The sequence below is a fragment of the Nostoc sp. 'Peltigera membranacea cyanobiont' 232 genome (assembly GCF_002245985.1).
Taxonomy (GTDB): Bacteria; Cyanobacteriota; Cyanobacteriia; order Cyanobacteriales; family Nostocaceae; genus Nostoc.
The window spans coordinates 1-20,122 of the sequence record NZ_NOLK01000056.1 but is presented as its reverse complement, the minus strand read 5'-3'; the positions used below and the strand labels follow the sequence as shown (position 1 = coordinate 20,122).

Below are 20,122 nucleotides of genomic sequence, written 5' to 3'. Positions count from 1 at the left end.
CGTTGTAGCAACTGGCGTTGTGTTAGAACGGAGTTCGTAACGCACTATTCTCAAGGGTTTGATGCCGTACTCTCCGTGCTAACACATCCTACGGATATTTTCAGAAATCAAACCGAATTCCTATATTTTTAGTACAATATGGCCGAAGCTGGATTTTCGCTGTGCTGTATTAGCAGAAATAGCATCAGGAATTTAAGTAAATTTGTTTATTATTTTCCTTTCCCTTGCGTCCTATAGGTAAACACATCGGTGTCCCCACAACAGGATCGAGAATAATCTGACACTCCAATCTAAAAACTTCTTGAACCATTTCTTGAGTCATCACTAACTTTGGTTCCCCAGCAGCAAAAATTCGACCATCTTTGACTGCTATTAAGTAATCAGCATAACGACACGCTTGGTTTAAATCATGTAGCACCATTACAATTGTTCGTCCTTGAGTTTGGTTCAACTCATACAACAAATCCAAAATTTCTATTTGGTGCGCTAAATCTAAAAAAGTAGTCGGTTCATCTAAAAGTAAAATATCTGTATCTTGCGCCAGCGCCATTGCAATCCAAGCTCTTTGTCGTTGTCCACCAGATAAAGTATCTAATGCTCTATCTGCCAATTTCAACAAATCTGTAATTTCTAGTGCCTGCTGTACGATTTTTTCATCTTTTGCCGACCACTGCTGCAACCAATTTTGATAAGGGTAACGTCCTTGTGCTACTAAATCTCGCACTGTTAAACCTTCCGGTGCTACTGGCCCCTGGGGTAAAATACCTAACTGCTGCGCTACTTCTTTGGTGGAAAGATTAAAAATGGACGTTCCATCAAGATATACCGTACCACTACTGGGTTTGAGCAATCTAGCCAAACCTCGTAACAACGTTGATTTACCACAACCATTAGCACCAACTAAACCAGTAATTTGTCCGGTGGGAATTGCCAAATTGAGGTCACGGATAATCGTAGCACCATCGTAAGCTAAAGATAGACTTTTGGTTGACAGTCCTTTCATAAGTGAAACCATTTTAGATTTTAGATTTTGGATTTATGAAAATCTGATTTTTAGGTTGATAAAATATTCTCAATCCCCAGTTTTCAATCCCTTATTTTTTGCGGTTACGAATTAATAAATAAAGAAAATAAGGAGCGCCAATGGCAGCAGTTATTACCCCACAAGGAAGTTCAATAGGTGCAAATAGCATTCTTCCTAGTAAGTCTGCCATGACAACAATCACTCCTCCCAAGAGGGCGGAAGTAGGAATCAAAGCTTCATGGGTTGCACCTACCAACTGTCGTCCTAAATGGGGTGCAATTAAACCAATGAAACCAATATTTCCGGCGGTGGCGACTCCTGCACCAGCTAAGGCTACACCTACCACTGTGAGTAAACCACGTTGCCATTCCACCTGACTACCTAAACTTTTGGCGACATCATCTCCCAAGTTTAAAGCGTTCAAATGCCTAGCTAGCGTCAAAGCCATAGGCACAAAAACAATTAACCAAGGTAACAAAGAAAAAACTTGCTCCCAGGTACGACCGTAAACGCTCCCAGCTAACCAAACTAAAGCATTGCTAACGTCATAAATTTCTCCATAGGTAATCATCAAGCTGGTTATGGCACTTGCGATCGCAGATAAGCCAATACCCATCAAAATTAATAGAATCGGAGAACTACCTTGATTCCAAGCTAGAGAGTAAATTAAAACCGCCATCAGCAAAGCACCACCAAAGGCTGATAGAGGTAAGGTATAAATCGGTGCTGATGGCAGTAGTACAATTACTGCAACTGCCCCCAGGCTCGCTCCAGCATTGATGCCGATAATACCTGGGTCTGCTAATGGATTGCGTGTCAGTCCTTGAAAGACAGTGCCAGATATTGCCAGGGCTACTCCCACCATAAAGGCTACAAGGGTGCGGGGTAAACGCAAATCCTCAATCACGAATGCATGGTCTGGGTTTCCCGTATCTATACCCAATAGAGTTTTGACGATATTTAAAGGTGAGATTGGGTATTCACCCTGCCCGACATTCATCACCATCGCCACTACAATCCCAACTGTCAAACATAGCAGTATGACTGGTACACGTCGGTCAATTCGGAAAGATATCGCCGGAGAACGAATGACTAGCCAATCAACCTTCATTTTTTCACCTTTGATTTAGCCAGATAGACAAAAAAAGGAGCGCCAACTAGTGCTGTCATTACACCTACAGGTAACTCCTGCGGTTTGAGCAAGACACGGGCAGCAATATCTGCAACCAAGAGCAAAATAGCCCCCAAAACTGCACAATGAGGTAATATCCAACGATAATCGGCTTTAATATAAAATTTCACTATATGGGGAACGACTAAACCAATGAAGCCGATTGGCCCTGCCAGGGCGACGGAACTTCCTGCTAATAAGACTACACTGATAGCGGTAAATACTTTTATCCAAGCTGTCTGTTGACCCAAACCTTTGGCGACATCTTCACCTAAACTCATAGTGGTAATTTGTCTGCCGAGGGCAAAAGCTATGATTAATCCGATGCCGACAAAAGGCAGTACTTGTAAGAATAAATTAAAATCTCGACCAGATAATGAACCAGCTAACCAAAATCTAACTTGTTCGAGTGTTTCTTGACTGAGAATCAGGATAGCGGTGGTGAGGGAAGAAATCAGAGCAGTTAAGGCCGCTCCTGCTACCGTCAGATTCAGTGGGGTAGCTCCTCCCCGTCCCAGAGAACCAAGCATGTAAACTAATATTGCTGTTACTCCCGCACCAAAAAATGCCATAAGTGCGTAAACACTTATGGATAAGCTGCCAAAAACGAAAGTTGCAACAACGACAAAGAGGGCGGCTCCCGACTCAATACCTAAGATACCTGGATCTGCTAAGGGGTTTCGCGTCAAACCCTGCATCAATGCTCCCGATACAGCAAGAGCTGAACCTACAAGGATAGCAATTAGCGATCGCGGTAATCTCACGGTCTGAATAACTAAGCGATCGTAAGAACCATCAAAGGTGATAAAAGATGACAAAATCTTGCCCAGAGGTATTTCTACTGCACCTAGCGTCACACTGTAAACCAAACAAATTAGCAGCATACATAGTCCCAAAACTAGACCAAACAAGGCTGATATTTGTGGCTTTTTCAATCCTCTAGGTGATACTGTAGTCGCTTTTATCATGCTCCTATCGTTATTTGAAAATATTACGCTCTACTGGTCGGTTGTTTTTTAATGCTTTTTAAGCATGAGAGTTGATAATATTTCTTGATAAATATATAGATTACACGATCGTGTAGACTTTTCCCAAGTTTTTAACTAATTCGGCGGAATTCCCCATCCGTCTACACGGTGGGGATGGATAGCCGGGTGATGACGAAAACACCAACATCATATTTTAGTACTTTACCACAATCTATATTTATGATAAGATAAACACATCAAGGAGGTGATATTGAGTGCTACACAAGGTTGTACAAGTCCGTTTATATCCGTCAGTTGAGCAAGAAATACAACTAGCGCAAACTTTTGGGTGTGCTAGATGGTGGTGGAATTATGCTCTAAATAAGTCGATTGAAACTTATAAGGAAACGGGCAAGGGACTTAGCCGTGCAGCACTCAACGCATTTCTTCCTGCACTCAAAAAGGCAGAAGAGACTGTGTGGTTAGCTGATTGTTATAGCCAAGTTTTACAGGCTACGACACTGAATCTAACTACAGCCTACAAAAACTTTTTTGAGAAACGTGCTGGATTTCCTAAATTCAAATCAAAGATAGGAAAACAGTCTATCCAGTATCCTCAAAACGTCAAGATTGTAAATGGTAATGTAAAACTTCCCGGCAATATAGGGATAGTCAAAGCCAAAATACACAGACCTATTGAGGGAAAAATCAAAACTGCTACTGTAAGCAAAGCGCCATCAGGTAAGTACCTTGCATCCATTCTGACTGAAGTAGAAGGTGAAAATCCGGTTATTTCAGAAGGTAAGATTTATGGCATTGACTTAGGACTAAAACACTTTGCTGTCGTAACCGATGGCGAGAAAGTCTCCAAGTACGATAACCCTAAGCATCTTGCCAAACATGAAAAAAATCTCAAGCGCAAACAAAAGAAATTAGCACGTAAACAGAAAGGAAGTAAGTCAAGAAATAGATATAGAAAAGTTGTTGCCAAGGTTTACGAGCGAGTTAGTAACTCAAGGCAGGATTTTCTACATAAACTTAGTTATAAGTTGGTCAGCGATAGCCAAGCTGTCATAGTAGAAAATCTTCATGTCAAAGGCATGGTTCGTAATCACAAATTGGCGAAATCTATATCTGATGTGGGCTGGGGAACATTCACCAACTTTCTAGCTTATAAGCTAGAACGCAGAGGTGGAAAATTAGTTGAGATTGACAGATGGTTCCCTAGTTCCAAACTCTGTTCTAATTGTTTCTATACTATTGGTGAGATGCCGTTGGATGTCCGCGAGTGGACTTGTCCTCTTTGCAATACTCACCATGACAGGGACGCGAACGCCGCGCAGAACATTAGAGCAGAGGGTATCAGAATGATAAAGGCGGAAGGTTCAGCCGTCTCTGCTGTAGGAGGGGAGGTAAGTCCTACTCTTGGGCGAAAGTCTAAGTTTAGGCACTCCCCTTTGATTACAGAAGCCCCAACTTCAACCGTACTCGGTAAGTTGGGGTAGTTCACAATGAATCAAGAATACTATTTCAGCTTTGATATTATTTCTCAATAAAGTGGTATTGTCAAAGGGGATGCAGAATGGGGATTAGTAGACTGTGGTGGAAGTTTGGCTACTCCTACTTTTATCAAAGGGCTTTAAGCCCTTGTCTGTTTAATACTGTCTGGTTAATCAAGATGCTAGCTAGATTTACGGCGGACTGTAACTAGTTACTGGAGCATGGTGGTAAAGGGGAATTATTGAAAAAGTCACTCCCTTCTCTTGTCTCTCCCCAGTCCCCATTCCCTAATAGTAATTTTAGTCATCAGGCGTTACATCTGGACATGGTGGTGTTAATGAGGATTGATATTTTACTTAGGTTTTACAAAAGAAAACCAATACGTGTTTTACCCTTAATACTCAGTTTGATACTGGTTTTGTTTGTTGGAAGCCGCACTATAGCTGTACCAACAAAATCCACAGAGATATTATGGGATACCTATGGTGTGCCGCATATCTACGGAAAAGATGACCAGAGTGCATTTTATGCCTTTGGCTGGGCACAAATGCAAAGTCATGGAGATTTGCTTTTGCGTCTCTATGGTCAAGCACGGGGACGCGCGGCCGAATATTGGGGAGAAAAATACCTAGACTCAGATCGCTGGGTACAGACTGCGGGAGTACCAGAACGCGCCCGTTCTTGGTATAAAGCCCAGAGTCCAAGTTTTCGCAGTTATCTTGATGCTTTTGCTACTGGGATCAATGCTTATGCTTCCCAAAATCCTAACTTGATTGACGATCGAGTTGAGGTGGTGCTACCAGTCAAAGCAGAAGATGTCATGGCTCACTTACATCGGGTACTAAATTTCACCTTTGTGGTCAATCCTGAAGAAGTATTAGACCCGAACAAAGAAAAGTTGCAAGCAGGATCTAATGGTTGGGCGATCGCACCAAGTCATTCTGCAAGTGGGAACGCTATGTTGTTAGCAAACCCCCATCTACCTTGGTCAGATTTATTTTTGTGGTACGAAGCCCAAATCACCGCCCCAGGAATTGATGCTTATGGAGCAACACTTGTAGGTATTCCCGTATTAGCGATCGCCTTTAACAATAACTTAGGTTGGACTCACACTGTTAACACTTATGATGGTTGGGATGTTTATGAACTTACACTCGCAGGTGATGGATATCGCTTTGATGACAAAGTTCGGAACTTCCAGACAAAAACTCTTTCCTTAAAGGTGAAGCAGAAAGATGGTTCCTTGCAAGAACAACCATTAGTAGTGAAAAGTTCTGTCCACGGGCCTGTGCTAACCAAGAAAGATGGTAAAGTCGTGGCGCTGAGAGTTGCAGGTCTCGATCGACCAAGTGGACTCCAGGAGTGGTGGGATATGGCCCGAGCAAAAAACCTTACCCAGTTTCAAACAATACTCCAGCGCTTGCAACTGCCGATGTTTACGGTGATGTATGCAGATAGAGAAGGGCATATTATGCACCTATTCAACGGTCAAGTTCCAGTGCGTTCCTTTGGTGATTTTAAATACTGGCAAGGTCTAATCTCAGGGAATACATCTAAAACTTTGTGGACAAAAATACATCCTTACCAAGATTTACCGCGCATAGTTGACCCTAAGAGTGGCTGGTTACAAAATACCAACGATCCACCTTGGACAACTACATTTCCAGCCGCGATTAAAGCAGATAATTACCCGCCCTACATGGCTCCTCGTTTCATGGATTTCCGCTCCCAACGTTCTGTCAGAATGTTGGCTGAGGATGACAAAATCTCTTTTGACAAAATGGTTGCAGACAAGCACTCTACCCGGATGGAGCTAGCCGATCGGATTTTGGATGATTTAATTCCGGCTGCACGCAAGTATGGTAAAGACTTAGGGCAAAAAGCAGCTAACGTCTTAGAAGCCTGGGATCGGCAAGCCAATGCAGATAGTCGGGGAGCAGTGCTATTTGCTTTTTGGGCTCAACAGATGGACTGGGATAAGACCTTTAGTAAACCTTGGAGTGAAAGTTCTCCACGCACCACACCCGATGGTTTAGCTAATCCTGAAAGTGCAGTTACAACGCTAGAAGCGGTAGCAGCTAAGGTAGAAAAGACTTATGGTGCGCTTGATGTACCGTGGGGTAAGGTTTTTCGGCTACGGTTGGGCGATATGGATTTGCCTAGTAATGGTGGGGATGGCAACATGGGAATTTTTCGGGCACTCGATTTTGCTCCCGGAGAAAATGGGCAGTTCCAAGCTGTTGCAGGTGATTCCTATGTTGCTGCAATTGAATTTTCTAACCCTGTACGGGCAATGGCACTCACCAGTTACGGTAATGCAACTCAACCCGGATCGCCCCACATTAGCGACCAGTTACAGATGTTTGCCAACAAAAAATTGCGTCCTGTGTGGCGCGATCGCTCAGATATTCTTGCCCATCTAGAAGTACGTAAAGTATTCTGAGGTGAATGGCACTAAGAAAAGGGAAAATCGTTGAGGTAGCACGGGTGCAGAGGAGCGGAGGAGCAGGGGAGAAAGAAGAAGGAAGAAGCGAAACAAGAGGCATACAGAAAGAAGCAAGAGAAATTCTCCTCTGCCCCTCTGCCCCCCCTGCTCCTCTGCAATCCTTACGCCACCTACCCTTCAGCTTAACTTAGTGCCATTCTATTCTGAGGTCAATCAGCCAGCTTTCAAAGTGTGACGCACTTTTTCAACGACTTGAGAAAGTGCGCCAGCTTCAAAGGGAGAAATAAGATTTGCCGATCGCACTAATTCTCGAAAGGAGGCAGAACCCCCGCGATCGCATAATGCAATATACTCCGCCAACGCCTGCGAATAATTTTCTTCTGCTTTCACCCAAAACTGTAACGCGCAACACCCCGCCAAGGTGTAATCAATGTAATAAAACGGCGAACAGTAAATGTGTTGTTTGTCTTGCCAGAGTCCGCCTTTATTGAGGTAGTTCAAATCTCCATATTTACGCCAAGGCAGATAACGAGCTTCCATTTGTTGCCACATAAGATGTCGTTCTTGCGGGGTTGCTTCTGGATTTGCATATACCAAATGCTGAAAATGATCCACTGCCACACCATAAGGTAGAAATAGCATCGACCAGGCTAGATGCTGCCTCCGAAATCGATCGGCTTGATCCCCAAAAAACTTTTCCATCTGCGAATAGGTGAGAAATTCTAAGCTCATGGAGTGAATTTCACACGATTCTTGAGTGGGACATAGGTAATCTAAAACGGGCAAATTGTTACTTCGCCACATTTGAAAAGCATGACCGATTTCGTGAACGAACACATGCACATCGTTTTTTGTGCCATTGAAATTTGCGAACACGTAGGGAGCATCATAGTTTGGGAAGCTTGTGCAAAATCCGCCTCCTGCCTTTCCAGGACGGTTTTGCAAATCCAGTAAATGCCGCTCAACCATCATGCTAAAAAAACTACCCAGCGATGGATTCATGGCATCAAACATTTCTTGCGCCCGTTCTAGCATCCAGTCACAATCGCCAATTGGAGCCGGACTACCTTCTGCATCAAAGACAGACTCATCCCAAAAATATATGGTGTCTAGATTGAGCCGTTTTGCCTGTTGCTGAATTAGCTCCATCGCTAGGGGAACGACCTCTTGCACGACTTGATCCCGATAGCGTTCGACATCGGTTTGATTGTAATCCACCCTTCGCATTCGACGATATCCTAGCGCAATGTAGTTTTCATCGCCCAACTTTTTTGCCATGCGATCGCGCAGTTTCACCAATCGATCAAACAGTCGATCGAAGCGGTCTTGATTCTGCTCAAAAAACTGCCAGCGACACTGTTCTGCCTGGTGGCGAATATCTCGCTCTTTACTTTGGAGATCGGGTTGCAAACCCGATAAATTTATCTGCTGATCCTGAAATTCTAGCTTTGCCGAGGCGATCAGTTCGGTGTACTCATTGGTGAGTTTGGATTCTTCGATTAAATCGGCTGCGATCGCACTTTCAAAAGTCGTGATGTCGGCTTCCCACACCAAAAAGGCTTGCCGTCCCAAGCTTTGTTCTAACTCGGTGCGATCGGGGCTGTGAATCAGTTGCCGTTTTAGGTCTACTTCAAGGGCAGTCAGGGATGGTGAAAGTTCGCTGCAATAGTCCAAGGCAGTTTTGTACTCTTGGTTTTGCGTATCTTGGTGAAAGTGCAGTTGCGTGAGTTCCTTCCACGTACTGAGTCTGCGTCGTAAGGCATCCCACTGTTGAAAGACAACCTTTCGTTGCTCAGAGGTTTGAGCCTGGTTAAACTGCATCTGGATAGCTTGGTATTCGGCAGTTACCGTTAAAAGCGTTGGAGTTTCTGCTGTGATGTCGGCAAAATCTACTGGAGCTTGCATCAATCATTTCCCTCAGCGATCAAACATTTAGCGATCGGGCGAGTTCTAAAAAGTTTTTATTTTGGGAAATCGCCAACTTTCATTTTTCCAAAAATCTATTAAGATATTAACAATAAAATTGCTTGTAATGTTAGCATGAAACTGCTATAGATTCCTACTCACTACAATTATTCTTTTTAGTTTGATAAAACTAAAATTATTTCAATTCAATCAGACAATTATCTCTAACGATAAAAATTAGCGATCTAGGTAATATTAAACCTGGAATATGCAAAAAAATATATCAATAAAATAGAGTTATTTATTATATTAGAAAATTAAATAATATGTTTAAAGATTACTTTGAGTAAATCTCCTTGTGTGAAAGGCTTAGTTAAGTAGCCAGAGGCTCTAACCATCTTAGCTTTAGCTCTATCTATAAATCCTACTTTTTCTGACACCATAATCACAGGTGTATTTTTAAAATGTGAGTGTTTCCGCAGCAAAGAACAGAGTTCATATCCATCTAAATTAGGCATTGAAATATCCAACAAAATTATGTCGGGTTTTGTATGAACAATTTGCATTAAAGCTTTTAGAGAATCGGTGACTCCCACAACAGAAAAGGTTTGCTCATCTAAATAACTTTTAATAGCATTCAATACTGTAGGACTGTCATTAATACAAAAAATTGTATAGATTTTTTTGTCAGCATGGGGTTGGACGATTCGCCGATCCCTATGTTCATTAGTATTAATAGAGTAGGCTGAAGGTTTATAGCCGTTTGTTCTAGACCAGTTTGATGTACTTTTGTTTTTAGGTTTTAGCTCATTTATTTTGAACAGTTCTGAAGGGTGCGATTGAGAAGAGGGGGATGTCTGACGATAAGCCACTTCGCTTCGGGGCATTTGACATCGTTCAACCAGTAAGCGGAGATTTAGATGACAAAACTTTGGCATGTCATCCAGAAAGCTTTCAGGAATAAATTCATAACTCCCCTCTTCTAAGTTGAGAAATGACTCCAGAACTTCTAGTGCCAACTGTTCTATCAGTATTGCTGCTTGAGAGGGACTAATATATCTCTGATTAACTAACCAGCAAATAGCCAGATAATCTGGGTTCGGTATTGCCTGATTTTCAATCCCAGTTTCAAATATTGCCCGTAATTGTTCGTGAATTTCAAGAGGAAGAGTAGAAATTTGCTGACTCAAGCGTTGCAAATTCCTGTAAAGCGGCTCAAACATTTTCTCTGAATAGCAAGCATAAATGAGCTTACCCTCATCTACATATATTGACCAAGAACCTGATGTGCTAAACACCTGCAAACAACCAGTAACCGACTTACCAGTGATTTTTTTCAACAAAGATAAAGGCTGGAGCTTTTGGAAAAATCTGTATCTACTAATTGGAAGTGTCTTCATTGAGATAGTTCTGGAATAAAATTAACATTTGCAGGAAAAATTAGTGAATTACCTTTTCGGAATTCACCGCGACTTTGTTGGAAACACTATCAAATAAATATAGCGGTCACATTTGACTTAGTACAGAGATTCCACACCCCCCAACTCTTAATTAACCAATCTCTGTTAAGCTAGAAAGCACGAATTACAATTAAACCAATCTATCTTATTGCCCAATAGCAAAATGGCCCGACTGGTTGCCAGGATATAGTATTTCAAAAATTAGATTGGTTTTCTGTATCTTTTGCTAATCTAGCCAATCTAACAGTAACTCAAGTGCAACGAACAGACCATTGGCTCTCGCCCATCAGTCACAAAAGCATCATTGTTATCCGTATTTCACAGCCTAAAATTGTAGATACTTTGCTTCTCTTGCAAAAGTTTTTTTGCCCTTTATCTTAAAGTCTGGAGCAACCAAAATATCTTGTAATATAGATAAAAATGCTTATCCATAAAGGCTTTTAAGGATTAAGTTCCTGCTGCTTTTATATCCGTGACGAAAGTTCTCGGCTACTTTTGGTGGAGGTTTATGCTTGAGGTAAACTTCATCAAGAGAAAAAGTATTATTAAAAACTAAGCATTCAAAAAGCTCAATGTCTTACTTAGGTTTGTGGATGTAGAGCAGCTCTTAGTGTTGGGATTAAGCAAAATTATTACTTGCACAACAAGAATGATAAATCTCCGACCAAGGATGAGTTAGCTGATAATTACCGCCATAATGGTGTGTGGTGAGATGCACAGGCGACCGGTTCAGCAGAAGGGAATCTCTTCATAAGTACTGGAAACGGGTTTTAATGTTGTGTGGGGCTAAATAGCCACTCTGTACAATTTGGAGTGACAAATTCAAGAATTTACAGCGAAGTTCTTGATTGGTAGTACATACCTGCAAAATAGCTATTTTTAGCTAAATGGTAGATAACAAGTAACGTACTCACTAAAATTCAGATTACTATAATTTTCAAAAAAAGTTAGCAGCAATATATAAACTTCATGATAAATCAGTGAAGTAAAGATGAAAGCTAACTAATGTTATCTTTCAGTATTTCTTTTCTCTAATATCCGGGAAGGCTAAAAATGTACAGTAAAAGATAATTTTGTCTGCTGATTTAATTACACTTATAAATGAATGAATCATTTTATAATAGCAATTTACCCGAAGAATCTCAAGTTTTAAAAATCACAAATATCAATCCCAAATTCTCCGCATGGGCGTAGCCCGTCGTAAACATTGCATTGATTAAGCTATGTAGCAAAAAGACGCAAAGAATTTCTTTGCGTCTTTAGTGTGAGATTTAGAAGTGGACATTCTCACCGTTATACCCGCATTTCTCACAAGTTTGAAATGCAGAGGGGCGGAGGGGATTGAACTTGGCACATTGAACTCTCCTCTGCTCCCCTGCTCCCCTGCTCCCCTGCTCCCCTGCTCCCCTGCACAAGCACAGGCTTTGAGCATTGGTGAGAAATCCGGGTATAGTTCTCCATCTACTTAAACTTGTTCCCGCCAGCACCAGTTTAAAAGTGTACCACCAGCAACCAACTTAACTAGTTCTAGTACCCAATAACTGCCGTGTAGTAAATTCATTGTCGATGGAATAGCAGCAGCAGCTTCAAATAGATTGAGTTGAACTCCGATAGCGCACATTTGCGGAGTTAAGAAATAGGTGTCAAGCACAGCTATAGTTAGCAGCAGCCCAGATAAAATAATACTGCCAATACGCCAGTGATATTGGATTTTACCCAAAGCTAATGCCCCAGTTAATACTACAGCAGCAGATAATAATTCCATACGATTGAAGTTCCAAAAAATCGTATAGCCTGCTGTCGTAAAACCAGCTTGGCTCATCATGCCGGAAAGATAAAGGCTAGGCATAATTACCCAGTCTAAAACTAGACTAGCACTGAGCCAAAAGCCCAAAGTCAATATAATAGCAGTTTGCCAAATTGGTCGTTTGAATTCAATGTTAGAAATAGCAGTCATAAAATAATTGCGTGTGTTGTATTCCTAGTCTCTAACTTCACCAGCAATTTGACAAGGAATATCAATTAACCTTTACAAAGCAATTTCTCTTAATTGATTCTTAATTCAATTACAAGATTCCTTAAAGTTTATTGAGAAACGTAAAGATTTTTTAAAAAGTAATTTAAATAGATTTTGCTTGTTAGAAATACTCAATTTTTTCTATCGAATAACTAAGCGATCGCAGTTATGGGAGAATTAATCGTTGGTTTGGCTGAATTAGCGATCGCAATTTCATGTTTTGGATACTGGCTGTGACTATTTATGGTTTGTGAAACTGAGAATACTGAATACTTACGTTTTTTGTGGTAAATGCTATTTAGTTTAGGGATTGATTTTTGGTCTACCAGGGGCGATATCTCCGACAGGCTACTATTTACGTCTTTCTTACCTACTGTTGCGTGAAATTAAGTCTCAAGATAGTGTGTAGCTCACCACAGAACAACTTAAGCTTGGTGTATAAGTTTGGGGAAATAATGATGAATAAGGAAACAGTTCCTAGTCAAGCTGAAAAATCTAATCCAGAAGGCGAACCATTGGAACTAAGTCTAGAGGTACTCGACAAAATCAAACACCCTGCAAGAATAGACGATGTTATTCGGGAGCAATCACCAGAAGAACGTAAGAGTAACCCAGCTTTAACCCCAGAAATGATTGATGATTCAACCGATCGATAAGCGGGTTTACAATCTAGTAATACAAAAGCTCAGATTCCCTACTTCTTAGAGAAGTAGGGAATCTTGTTATTGACGTTAACTCATGCTGTAAGCAGGTTGGCGTAATTAAAACTTTTACCAAAGTCATTTTTTTAACGTAGACGCTTCTCTACGAGACGCTACGCGAAAGGCTTGCCGCAGACTACCGTAAAAGACGCACATGACGCAGAGAGAAGAAAGAAAGGCTTAACTAAACCCTATTGGAATAGAAGCAGGTTGGCGCAAAGTTCTTGCGGAAGTCTTCAGATTATGAAACCATAGTTTGTAACTTGCTGATACAAATACGGCTAGCCTGTCTCTCGGCTTACTCCAGAAAAAAGTACTGGTACTGATAACGATAATGACGCGCTCTCCAAATCCAGAAAATAATCAGGAACCATCTAATCCTCGTTTATGGCTCCTCCTGTTAGGACGTACCAGTTTGGCTCTTGGTATCGTTTTACTGATTGGAATTGCAGTCGGTGCTTGGTGGGCTAGAAGCTATGTATATAAAGATTTAGCGCCATTGGTGCAGCAAAATCTCGAACAATTGCTTGGGCGGCCAGTAAAAGTAGGCAAAGTTGAAGGTTTTTCGCTCTCTAGTCTGAGATTTAGCTCTTTATCTATACCAGCAACTGCCACCGATGCAGACCAGGTGGTAGCAAAAGCCTTGGATGTGCAGTTCTCACCCTTAGAACTTCTCTTAACCCGAAAACTGGCATTAAATGTAACGTTAGTTCAGCCCAATGTCTACATCCAACAGGATCGAGATGGGCGTTGGGTTACAGCCCAAGTTAAGGCTGGAGAAGGAAAAGGTGCTATTCAAACTGAATTGCAAACACTTCAAATTCAAGATGGAAATGTAGAGTTGATGCCGTTCGCCGTACCAACTAAACCGAAAGGCTCAGTAATATTAAATCAAGTTGGTGGTATTGCTCGATTTTCGGATCAAAATCAAAGGATTGGTTATGACATCAATGCTCAACTCACCAGGGGAGGCGCAGTTAAAATCGCTGGTGAAACCCAACTAAAAGCTCAACAAACTAGCCTCAACCTTTCAGCACAAAATTTACAAGCATCTGATATTAGTCGATTAATTCAGTTACCGATCGCATTGCAATCAGGGTATTTAAATGCCGACTTAGGGGTTCAGATTCCACCCAAACTGTCAGAAATAGCGATTACAGGAACGGCTACTGCGAATCAAGTCACTGCTAAAATCCAAAATATTCCTCAGCAGGTTTCCAATTTTAATGGGAGATTTACATTTCAAGGTCAGACAGTTGCTTTAGAGAATTTGAGTACAAATTTTGGTAAAATTCCCATTCTGGCCAATGGAACAATTAATACTCAGACAGGTTTTAATATCTCCGCTCAGATAAAACCAATTAGTGCTAAAAATATCTTAGACACGCTGAATGTAAATTCGTCAGTCCCAGCTAGTGGCGAAATTCAAGCAAATATTAAAGTCTTAGGCGCACTTCAGCAACCAGTCCTTAGCGGTACAGTAAGCAACACAAAACCGATTCAAGTCGATCGCATTCTCTTCAAAGCTGTCAATACTGATTTCCGCTTGAATGTATCTCAGACCGCATCTCAACTTGCTGTCTCCAATTTGAAAATAGTCCCCGCAGCGGGTGGTCAAATCACAGGAGGCGGTCAAGCTAATTTAGGAGTCAACAAAGACGTAATATTTAATGCCCAAGTTGATGGTGTATCGGGGGATATACTAGCACGAGGCTATGGCGTTACTCTACCGATCGCAGTTGGAAATGTTTCCGCAAAAGCACAAATTTCTGGTTCACTTGCCAAACAACCCTTGAAACTTGATGTTTCCAGCGTTCAGGTAACGCCACCAACAGGGGGACAAATTACAGCCAGCGGTCAAATTCAACTAGCTCCCCAAGGTCAAGTAGATATAGGTATTCAAGCTCAAGGCTTACCAGGAAATGCGATCGCTCAAGGTTACAATATTTCAACTCCCCTCAATCTTGGTGGTATATCTGCAAACGCTAAAATATCTGGCTCTCTGGGTAAACCATTAAACGTCAATGTTGCTCGCGTTCAGGCAAATCCAGAAGTGGGAGGGCAGGTTACAGCTAGCGGTCAACTTCAGCTTGCACCCCAAGGGAGGGTATCATTTAATGTGCAAGCTCAAAATTTACCAGGAGACGCGATCGCCCGAGCGTACAAATCCTCACCCTCCATCACTATTGGTAAAGTATCGGCAAATGCCAATATTTCTGGCACTCTGAAGAACCTACAAGCAGTCGCGCGGGTGCAAGCGCCTACAGCGACCTATCCCACTACCGGACGAGTTGTTGTTACCAAACAAGGAGAGAATATCATCTTTCCAGATGCAGTGTTGAACGTGGCAGGGGGGACAATCGTAGCTAAAGGTCAAGTTGCACAAGAACGCTGGCAAGGAGTTGTCAACACTTCTCAAATTCAACTCAACCGGTTTTCACCACAACTGCGAGGACGGCTCAATAGCGATATTCAGTTATCAGGCACAACAAAATCTTTCCAGCTTGCAGATATTCGCGCCGCCGGAAAAATCCGCCTTTCCCAAGGGGTAGCACTGCTGGCAAAACCGCTCGTGGCTCAATTTCAGTGGAATGGACAGCAGATTATAGTTGAAAATGCAAGTACCGCCGGATTGAGTGCTAATGGTGCGATCGCAATTCAGTCTCCACCAACAGGCGCACCCCAAATCGCGGGATTTGATTTAAACGTACTGGCGCAGAATTTCAACTTAAAAAATACTGGCTTTCAAATTCCTGGAGACGTAGCAGTGGCGGGGCTACTTGATTTTAATGGAAAAGTCACAGGCACTCCAGATGTTCCCCAAGCTAATGGCAACATTCGGCTGCGAAATTTTCAGGTTAGTAACTTGGCTTTTGACCCACTTTTAACCGGAAACGTGAGTTTTCAAGGGGGACAGGGGGCAAGTCTACGATTAGCCGGTAAGCAAGACATAATTGCGCTTAATTTGGGTGCAAATTATCGGCCAACTTCATTTTTAGTCAGTCGGGATGGGGCCGTTAGCATGGGTAGAACTGAGGGAGATAACTTACTCATCAACGCCCAACAGTTTCCTATCGCTCTAATTGGGGGCTTTTTACCGAACAATCAATTGAAACCTTTAGGGGGGCAATTATCAGGAAATTTAGTTGTCAATCTTAATAATTATGCAGTTGCGGGGAACGTTGCGATCGCAGGGCCTCGTGTTGCCAGAGTAGCAGCCGACGAATTTCGCGGTACTATTAATTATGCCGATGGTACTGCTAGCTTGGCTAATGGTCAATTGCGGATTGGAGATAGCAATATTGCCTTAAGTGGAAATGTCAAAACAGGGAACGATCCCCAATTTCAATTCCAAGCTAACTTAGACCAAACCAGAATCGAGAGACTTTTACAAGCGTTTAATATCTTTGATTTTCAAGACCTTGGTACCGGCTTGAAGCCTCCAACCTTAGCTGGAGCAGAGGTACTTAATACCAAGCCTATCAGTTTGCCCAATGCAGATTTGAAAACCCAGTTAGCCTATTTCTCTAATATTGCAGCATCCCTAGCGAAACAACAGCAAGAAGAAACAAAAAAAGCCGCATCTTTACCTACTCTTGCAGAATTAACGGGTGCTTTGAGTGGAGGAATTACAGCTAATGGCTCATTAAAATCTGGGTTGAATGTCGGCTTTAATTTCCAAGGTGCTAACTGGAAATGGGGTGAATACTCCATTAATCAAGTCATTGCTCAAGGTACTTTTGCCGATGGAATCGTCACACTTTCGCCCTTGAGTGTTGGCATAAATCAAGGACTAGTAGCTTTTTCAGGACAACTAGGAACTGAACAACTATCTGGAAAGTTGAATGTCGCAAGTCTACCTCTATCACTTTTACAACCTTTTATAGAAAAATATCCCGTAGATATCACTGGTAACGTAAATGCTGATGCCACATTAGGAGGTAACTTAAAAGACCCTAATATCAAAGGGAAAGTGACACTGGCGAATGCGACTCTCAACAAACAACCTGTGCAAACAGGACTGGTAAACTTTGACTACGACAAAGCTCGTTTGAATTTTGATAGTACCTTGCTAGTAACAGGAACGCAGCCAGTTACCGTTACAGGTAGCGTACCTGCTCCGTTACCTTTTGCCGCAGTGCAACCAGATAGCAATCAAATCAGCATCAAAGCCAATGTGAATAATGAAGGATTGGCGCTGTTAAATCTGCTTACCAACAATCAAGTAAGTTGGGTAGACGGTCAAGGACAGGTAGACTTAAATGTTCAGGGTACTTTAAACGAACCAATTATTAATGGAAACGCCACAGTTAACAACGCAACTGTTCGCGCTCAAGCTTTATCTGAACCCCTAACGAATTTGACAGGGACAGCGCAATTTAATGGCAATACTTTGAGTGTAGAAAAGATTCAAGCTACTTACAATAAAGGGCAAATAATTGCATCAGGTATCCTGCCAATTTTTGATCCTCAGCCAGCAGCAGCTAATCCCCTAACGATATCAATAGCAGACAAACTCAATTTTAAGCTTGCAGGATTGTATGAAGGGGGTGTTGGCGGCGATGTGGTAATTCGCGGAACAGCCCTAAAACCTGTAATTGGTGGAGAGATTAAACTGAGTGATGGTAAGGTGATTATCGGAAATTCTACTGCTAAGACCAAATCAGCTGCTACAACAGAAGCGAATACTAACGTCATAAATAGAGAACAGATACCGACAGCAGAGAATAACGCTAGCTCGGTGACTACACCAGATAGTAATGCTAACCCACTAACTACACCAGCAAATAGCGCTAGTGCAGCAACTCCACCCAATTTGCCTATAGAGTTTGCAGATTTAAAGTTGATTCTAGACAAGGATGTTAATGTTACAACTCAGTCGCTACTGAGCTTTGTACCAGGAGGAGCTGCATTGAGTCAGCCTATACTGAACTTTGAGGCAAAAGGCGACTTGACCATCAATGGTACATTAGCCAAGCCACTTCCTGAAGGAGAGATTCGTTTGACAGGAGGACGACTGAGCTTATTTTCCACTGAGTTTGCTTTGGCGCGAGGTTACGAACAAACTGCGCGGTTTATTCCAAGTCAAGGACTCGATCCTACTTTGGATGTTCGCCTGACTGCGATCGTACCTGAAGCTTCCGGTACGAACAGTCAAGTTTTGGAATCACCATTGTCTGCTGAAGTCAGCGATGTTTCTGTAAACAACTTTGGGACTTTACGGACTGTTACCGTTCAAGCTAGGGTTAACGGGCCAGCTAGTAAGTTGGGCGACAATCTAGAACTGACGAGCGAACCTAGCCGTAGTAAGGGAGAAATAGTTGCTCTCTTGGGTGGCTCAATTCTTGGTTCTTTCGGTCAAGCAGATGCAGGACAAGGGTTGACTAATTTCGCTAGTTCTACCATTTTAGGTGGTTTGCAAGGAACTATCACTGCGATCGGACAGGCTGTTGGCTTCAGCCAATTTCGGATATTTCCCACACCTACTACGAGTAATGAAACATCAAGAGCTTCAGTTCTGAATTTATCAGCAGAAGGTGTGTTTGATATTAATAAAAATTTCTCTGTCTCTTTATCCGCGCCTTTATCTACATCTACAAATCAGTCCTTGGGTTACAACGTTCTTTATCGACTCAACGACCAAATTTTGATGCGAGGCTCAACTAATTTGGGGGATGAAAATCTATTTCAAGTTGAGTATGAAAGTCGATTTTAAATTAATACAATTCAGTTAAGCATTTCTTCTTTCTCTTGCTTTGCGTCCTCTGCTCACTCTGCGGTTTGTTAAAAAAATTACTTTGACAAACAGTTAAGCTTTAACCCAAGCGGATTAGATTTTAGATTACTGCATTAGTATTACAGGTTGATTATGAGAACGAACCACAGAGGCGCAGAGAACACAGAGGAAGAAAACTAGCCACAGCCCGATTTTTTTGTCGCCAAAATTCGAGGTGTAGCTGTCTGTAGCATATTACTGATGATTTGAATGTTCGTGATTTGTAGCTACGGGTGGTAATGCCGTTAGTGCATTTTCTTCTTTGGCTTGCATTTCTAGCAATTGGGGAACTGTCACAAATCGATAGCCTTGGGCCTTCAAACCGGCGATCATTTCTGGTAAAGCCTTGACGGATCTAGAACGATTACCGCCGCCATCATGCATCAGTACAATTGCACCTGGTTTTGCATATTTCAGCACATTTTTAACTAGCATTGGCACTTGAGGCGAACGACGTTCAGCGTCTCCCGACTCTTCTGACCACATCATGACAGCGTATTTCTCGTTTTTGGCATATTGAGCTAATCCATTATTCAGAAAGCCACCTGGGGGACGAAACAGAGTAGTTTTCTCTCCTGTGGTCTTATAAATAATATCTGCTGTGCGGTCAATTTCACTAGCCGCAGTCGCTGCATCCATTTTAAAATACCAATGATGCCATGTATGATTACCAATTACGTGACCATCAGCAGCCACTTGTTTGGCAACTTTGGGAAAATATTTCACCATTTCCCCAAGCATAAAGAATGTCGCCTTGATATTATTTTTCTTCAAAATTTCTAAAACCTGTTCCGTATTTTTGGGGCCAGGGCCATCATCAAAGGTCAAGGCAATGACTTTTTCATTTGCTTTTAGTTTTGCTTGATAAACGATTGTGCCCTGAAAAGGCTTTGGCACTTCATTCATCTGGTCTGTAGCTGGAGTGATAGATTGTGCATCTGCACTCATTGCCCTACCTAAAACCGTTTTAGCACTCTCACCTTTTGGCTTTTGAATTCCCAACAGACGGTCAAGTTTAGTTGTGCCTGCAAGCAGACTGATACCCAAACTACCTACACCAGCAAGCAATGTAATAGTTACTACCTTTAAAAACGGCGATAATTTACGATTAGACACATTAAATCTCCTTAAATATTGGGGATTGGGGATTGGGG

General features: G+C 42.0%; 12 protein-coding genes. 5 read left to right on the top strand and 7 right to left on the bottom strand.

The window, feature by feature from the left end; translation table 11 throughout:
* Positions 1 to 184 precede the first annotated feature (184 nt).
* From CDG79_RS19320 to CDG79_RS19310, 3 genes are all read right to left on the bottom strand, one after another.
* Positions 185 to 1,003, bottom strand: coding sequence for an ABC transporter ATP-binding protein (locus CDG79_RS19320; protein ID WP_094343587.1), 819 nt, complete (start codon positions 1,001 to 1,003; stop codon positions 185 to 187).
* Between the two features lie 91 nt (positions 1,004 to 1,094).
* Complete coding sequence (locus CDG79_RS19315; protein WP_094343567.1) at positions 1,095 to 2,135, bottom strand: FecCD family ABC transporter permease; 1,041 nt, start codon at positions 2,133 to 2,135, stop codon at positions 1,095 to 1,097.
* Entirely contained in the window at positions 2,132 to 3,163 is a 1,032-nt protein-coding gene (locus CDG79_RS19310) for a FecCD family ABC transporter permease (RefSeq protein ID WP_094343566.1), read from the bottom strand. The genes CDG79_RS19315 and CDG79_RS19310 overlap by 4 nt, the downstream gene beginning before the upstream one ends.
* A 275-nt stretch (positions 3,164 to 3,438) precedes the next feature.
* Between CDG79_RS19310 and CDG79_RS19305 the strand changes: the two genes are divergently transcribed.
* The 3 genes from CDG79_RS19305 to CDG79_RS19295 all read left to right on the top strand — a co-directional run bounded on the left by CDG79_RS19305 (position 3,439) and on the right by CDG79_RS19295 (position 7,300).
* Positions 3,439 to 4,668, top strand: a complete 1,230-nt coding sequence (locus CDG79_RS19305; protein WP_094343565.1) for an RNA-guided endonuclease InsQ/TnpB family protein — start codon at positions 3,439 to 3,441, stop codon at positions 4,666 to 4,668.
* Between the two features lie 332 nt (positions 4,669 to 5,000).
* Positions 5,001 to 7,106: an acylase gene (locus CDG79_RS19300; protein WP_094343586.1), complete on the top strand. Its 2,106-nt coding sequence runs from the start codon at positions 5,001 to 5,003 to the stop codon at positions 7,104 to 7,106.
* A 5-nt stretch (positions 7,107 to 7,111) separates the two neighbouring features.
* A complete protein-coding gene (locus tag CDG79_RS19295; protein WP_094343564.1) occupies positions 7,112 to 7,300 on the top strand; it encodes a hypothetical protein in 189 nt (62 codons plus the stop codon).
* Positions 7,301 to 7,322: 22 nt separating this feature from the next.
* Here the strand turns inward: CDG79_RS19295 and CDG79_RS19290 are convergent, their stop codons facing one another.
* The 3 genes from CDG79_RS19290 to CDG79_RS19275 form a co-directional block, all read right to left on the bottom strand.
* Positions 7,323 to 9,014: a M3 family oligoendopeptidase gene (locus CDG79_RS19290; RefSeq protein ID WP_094343563.1), complete on the bottom strand. Its 1,692-nt coding sequence runs from the start codon at positions 9,012 to 9,014 to the stop codon at positions 7,323 to 7,325.
* Positions 9,015 to 9,331: 317 nt separating this feature from the next.
* Positions 9,332 to 10,414 (bottom strand): response regulator, encoded by a 1,083-nt coding sequence (locus CDG79_RS19285; RefSeq protein WP_094343562.1) that lies wholly within the window; start codon positions 10,412 to 10,414, stop codon positions 9,332 to 9,334.
* A gap of 1,525 nt (positions 10,415 to 11,939) precedes the next feature.
* The gene (locus CDG79_RS19275; protein WP_094343560.1) at positions 11,940 to 12,431 is read right to left on the bottom strand and encodes a hypothetical protein; all 492 of its coding nucleotides are present in this window, start codon (positions 12,429 to 12,431) and stop codon (positions 11,940 to 11,942) included.
* A 515-nt stretch (positions 12,432 to 12,946) separates the two neighbouring features.
* On the opposite strand from CDG79_RS19275, the gene CDG79_RS19270 reads away from it, so the two are divergent.
* Positions 12,947 to 13,147 (top strand): hypothetical protein, encoded by a 201-nt coding sequence (locus CDG79_RS19270; RefSeq protein ID WP_442946228.1) that lies wholly within the window; start codon positions 12,947 to 12,949, stop codon positions 13,145 to 13,147.
* A 379-nt stretch (positions 13,148 to 13,526) separates the two neighbouring features.
* Positions 13,527 to 18,908: a translocation/assembly module TamB domain-containing protein gene (locus tag CDG79_RS19265; protein ID WP_094343558.1), complete on the top strand. Its 5,382-nt coding sequence runs from the start codon at positions 13,527 to 13,529 to the stop codon at positions 18,906 to 18,908.
* Positions 18,909 to 19,163: 255 nt separating this feature from the next.
* On the opposite strand, the gene CDG79_RS19260 is transcribed toward CDG79_RS19265, so the two are convergent.
* Positions 19,164 to 20,084 carry a polysaccharide deacetylase family protein gene (locus CDG79_RS19260; protein WP_094343585.1) on the bottom strand — a complete coding sequence of 307 codons (921 nt, stop codon included), beginning with the start codon at positions 20,082 to 20,084 and terminating at the stop codon, positions 19,164 to 19,166.
* Positions 20,085 to 20,122: the final 38 nt, after the last annotated feature.

Bases quoted from the DNA above. Each gene is read 5' to 3' on its own strand.
- CDG79_RS19295 (WP_094343564.1), top strand. From the start codon at position 7,112: ATGGCACTAAGAAAAGGGAAAATCGTTGAGGTAGCACGGGTGCAGAGG.
- CDG79_RS19310 (WP_094343566.1), bottom strand. From the start codon at position 3,163: ATGATAAAAGCGACTACAGTATCACCTAGAGGATTGAAAAAGCCACAA.
- CDG79_RS19285 (WP_094343562.1), bottom strand. From the start codon at position 10,414: ATGAAGACACTTCCAATTAGTAGATACAGATTTTTCCAAAAGCTCCAG.
- CDG79_RS19270 (WP_442946228.1), top strand. From the start codon at position 12,947: ATGATGAATAAGGAAACAGTTCCTAGTCAAGCTGAAAAATCTAATCCA.
- CDG79_RS19315 (WP_094343567.1), bottom strand. From the start codon at position 2,135: ATGAAGGTTGATTGGCTAGTCATTCGTTCTCCGGCGATATCTTTCCGA.
- CDG79_RS19275 (WP_094343560.1), bottom strand. From the start codon at position 12,431: ATGACTGCTATTTCTAACATTGAATTCAAACGACCAATTTGGCAAACT.
- CDG79_RS19320 (WP_094343587.1), bottom strand. From the start codon at position 1,003: ATGAAAGGACTGTCAACCAAAAGTCTATCTTTAGCTTACGATGGTGCT.
- CDG79_RS19290 (WP_094343563.1), bottom strand. From the start codon at position 9,014: ATGCAAGCTCCAGTAGATTTTGCCGACATCACAGCAGAAACTCCAACG.
- CDG79_RS19300 (WP_094343586.1), top strand. From the start codon at position 5,001: ATGAGGATTGATATTTTACTTAGGTTTTACAAAAGAAAACCAATACGT.
- CDG79_RS19265 (WP_094343558.1), top strand. From the start codon at position 13,527: ATGACGCGCTCTCCAAATCCAGAAAATAATCAGGAACCATCTAATCCT.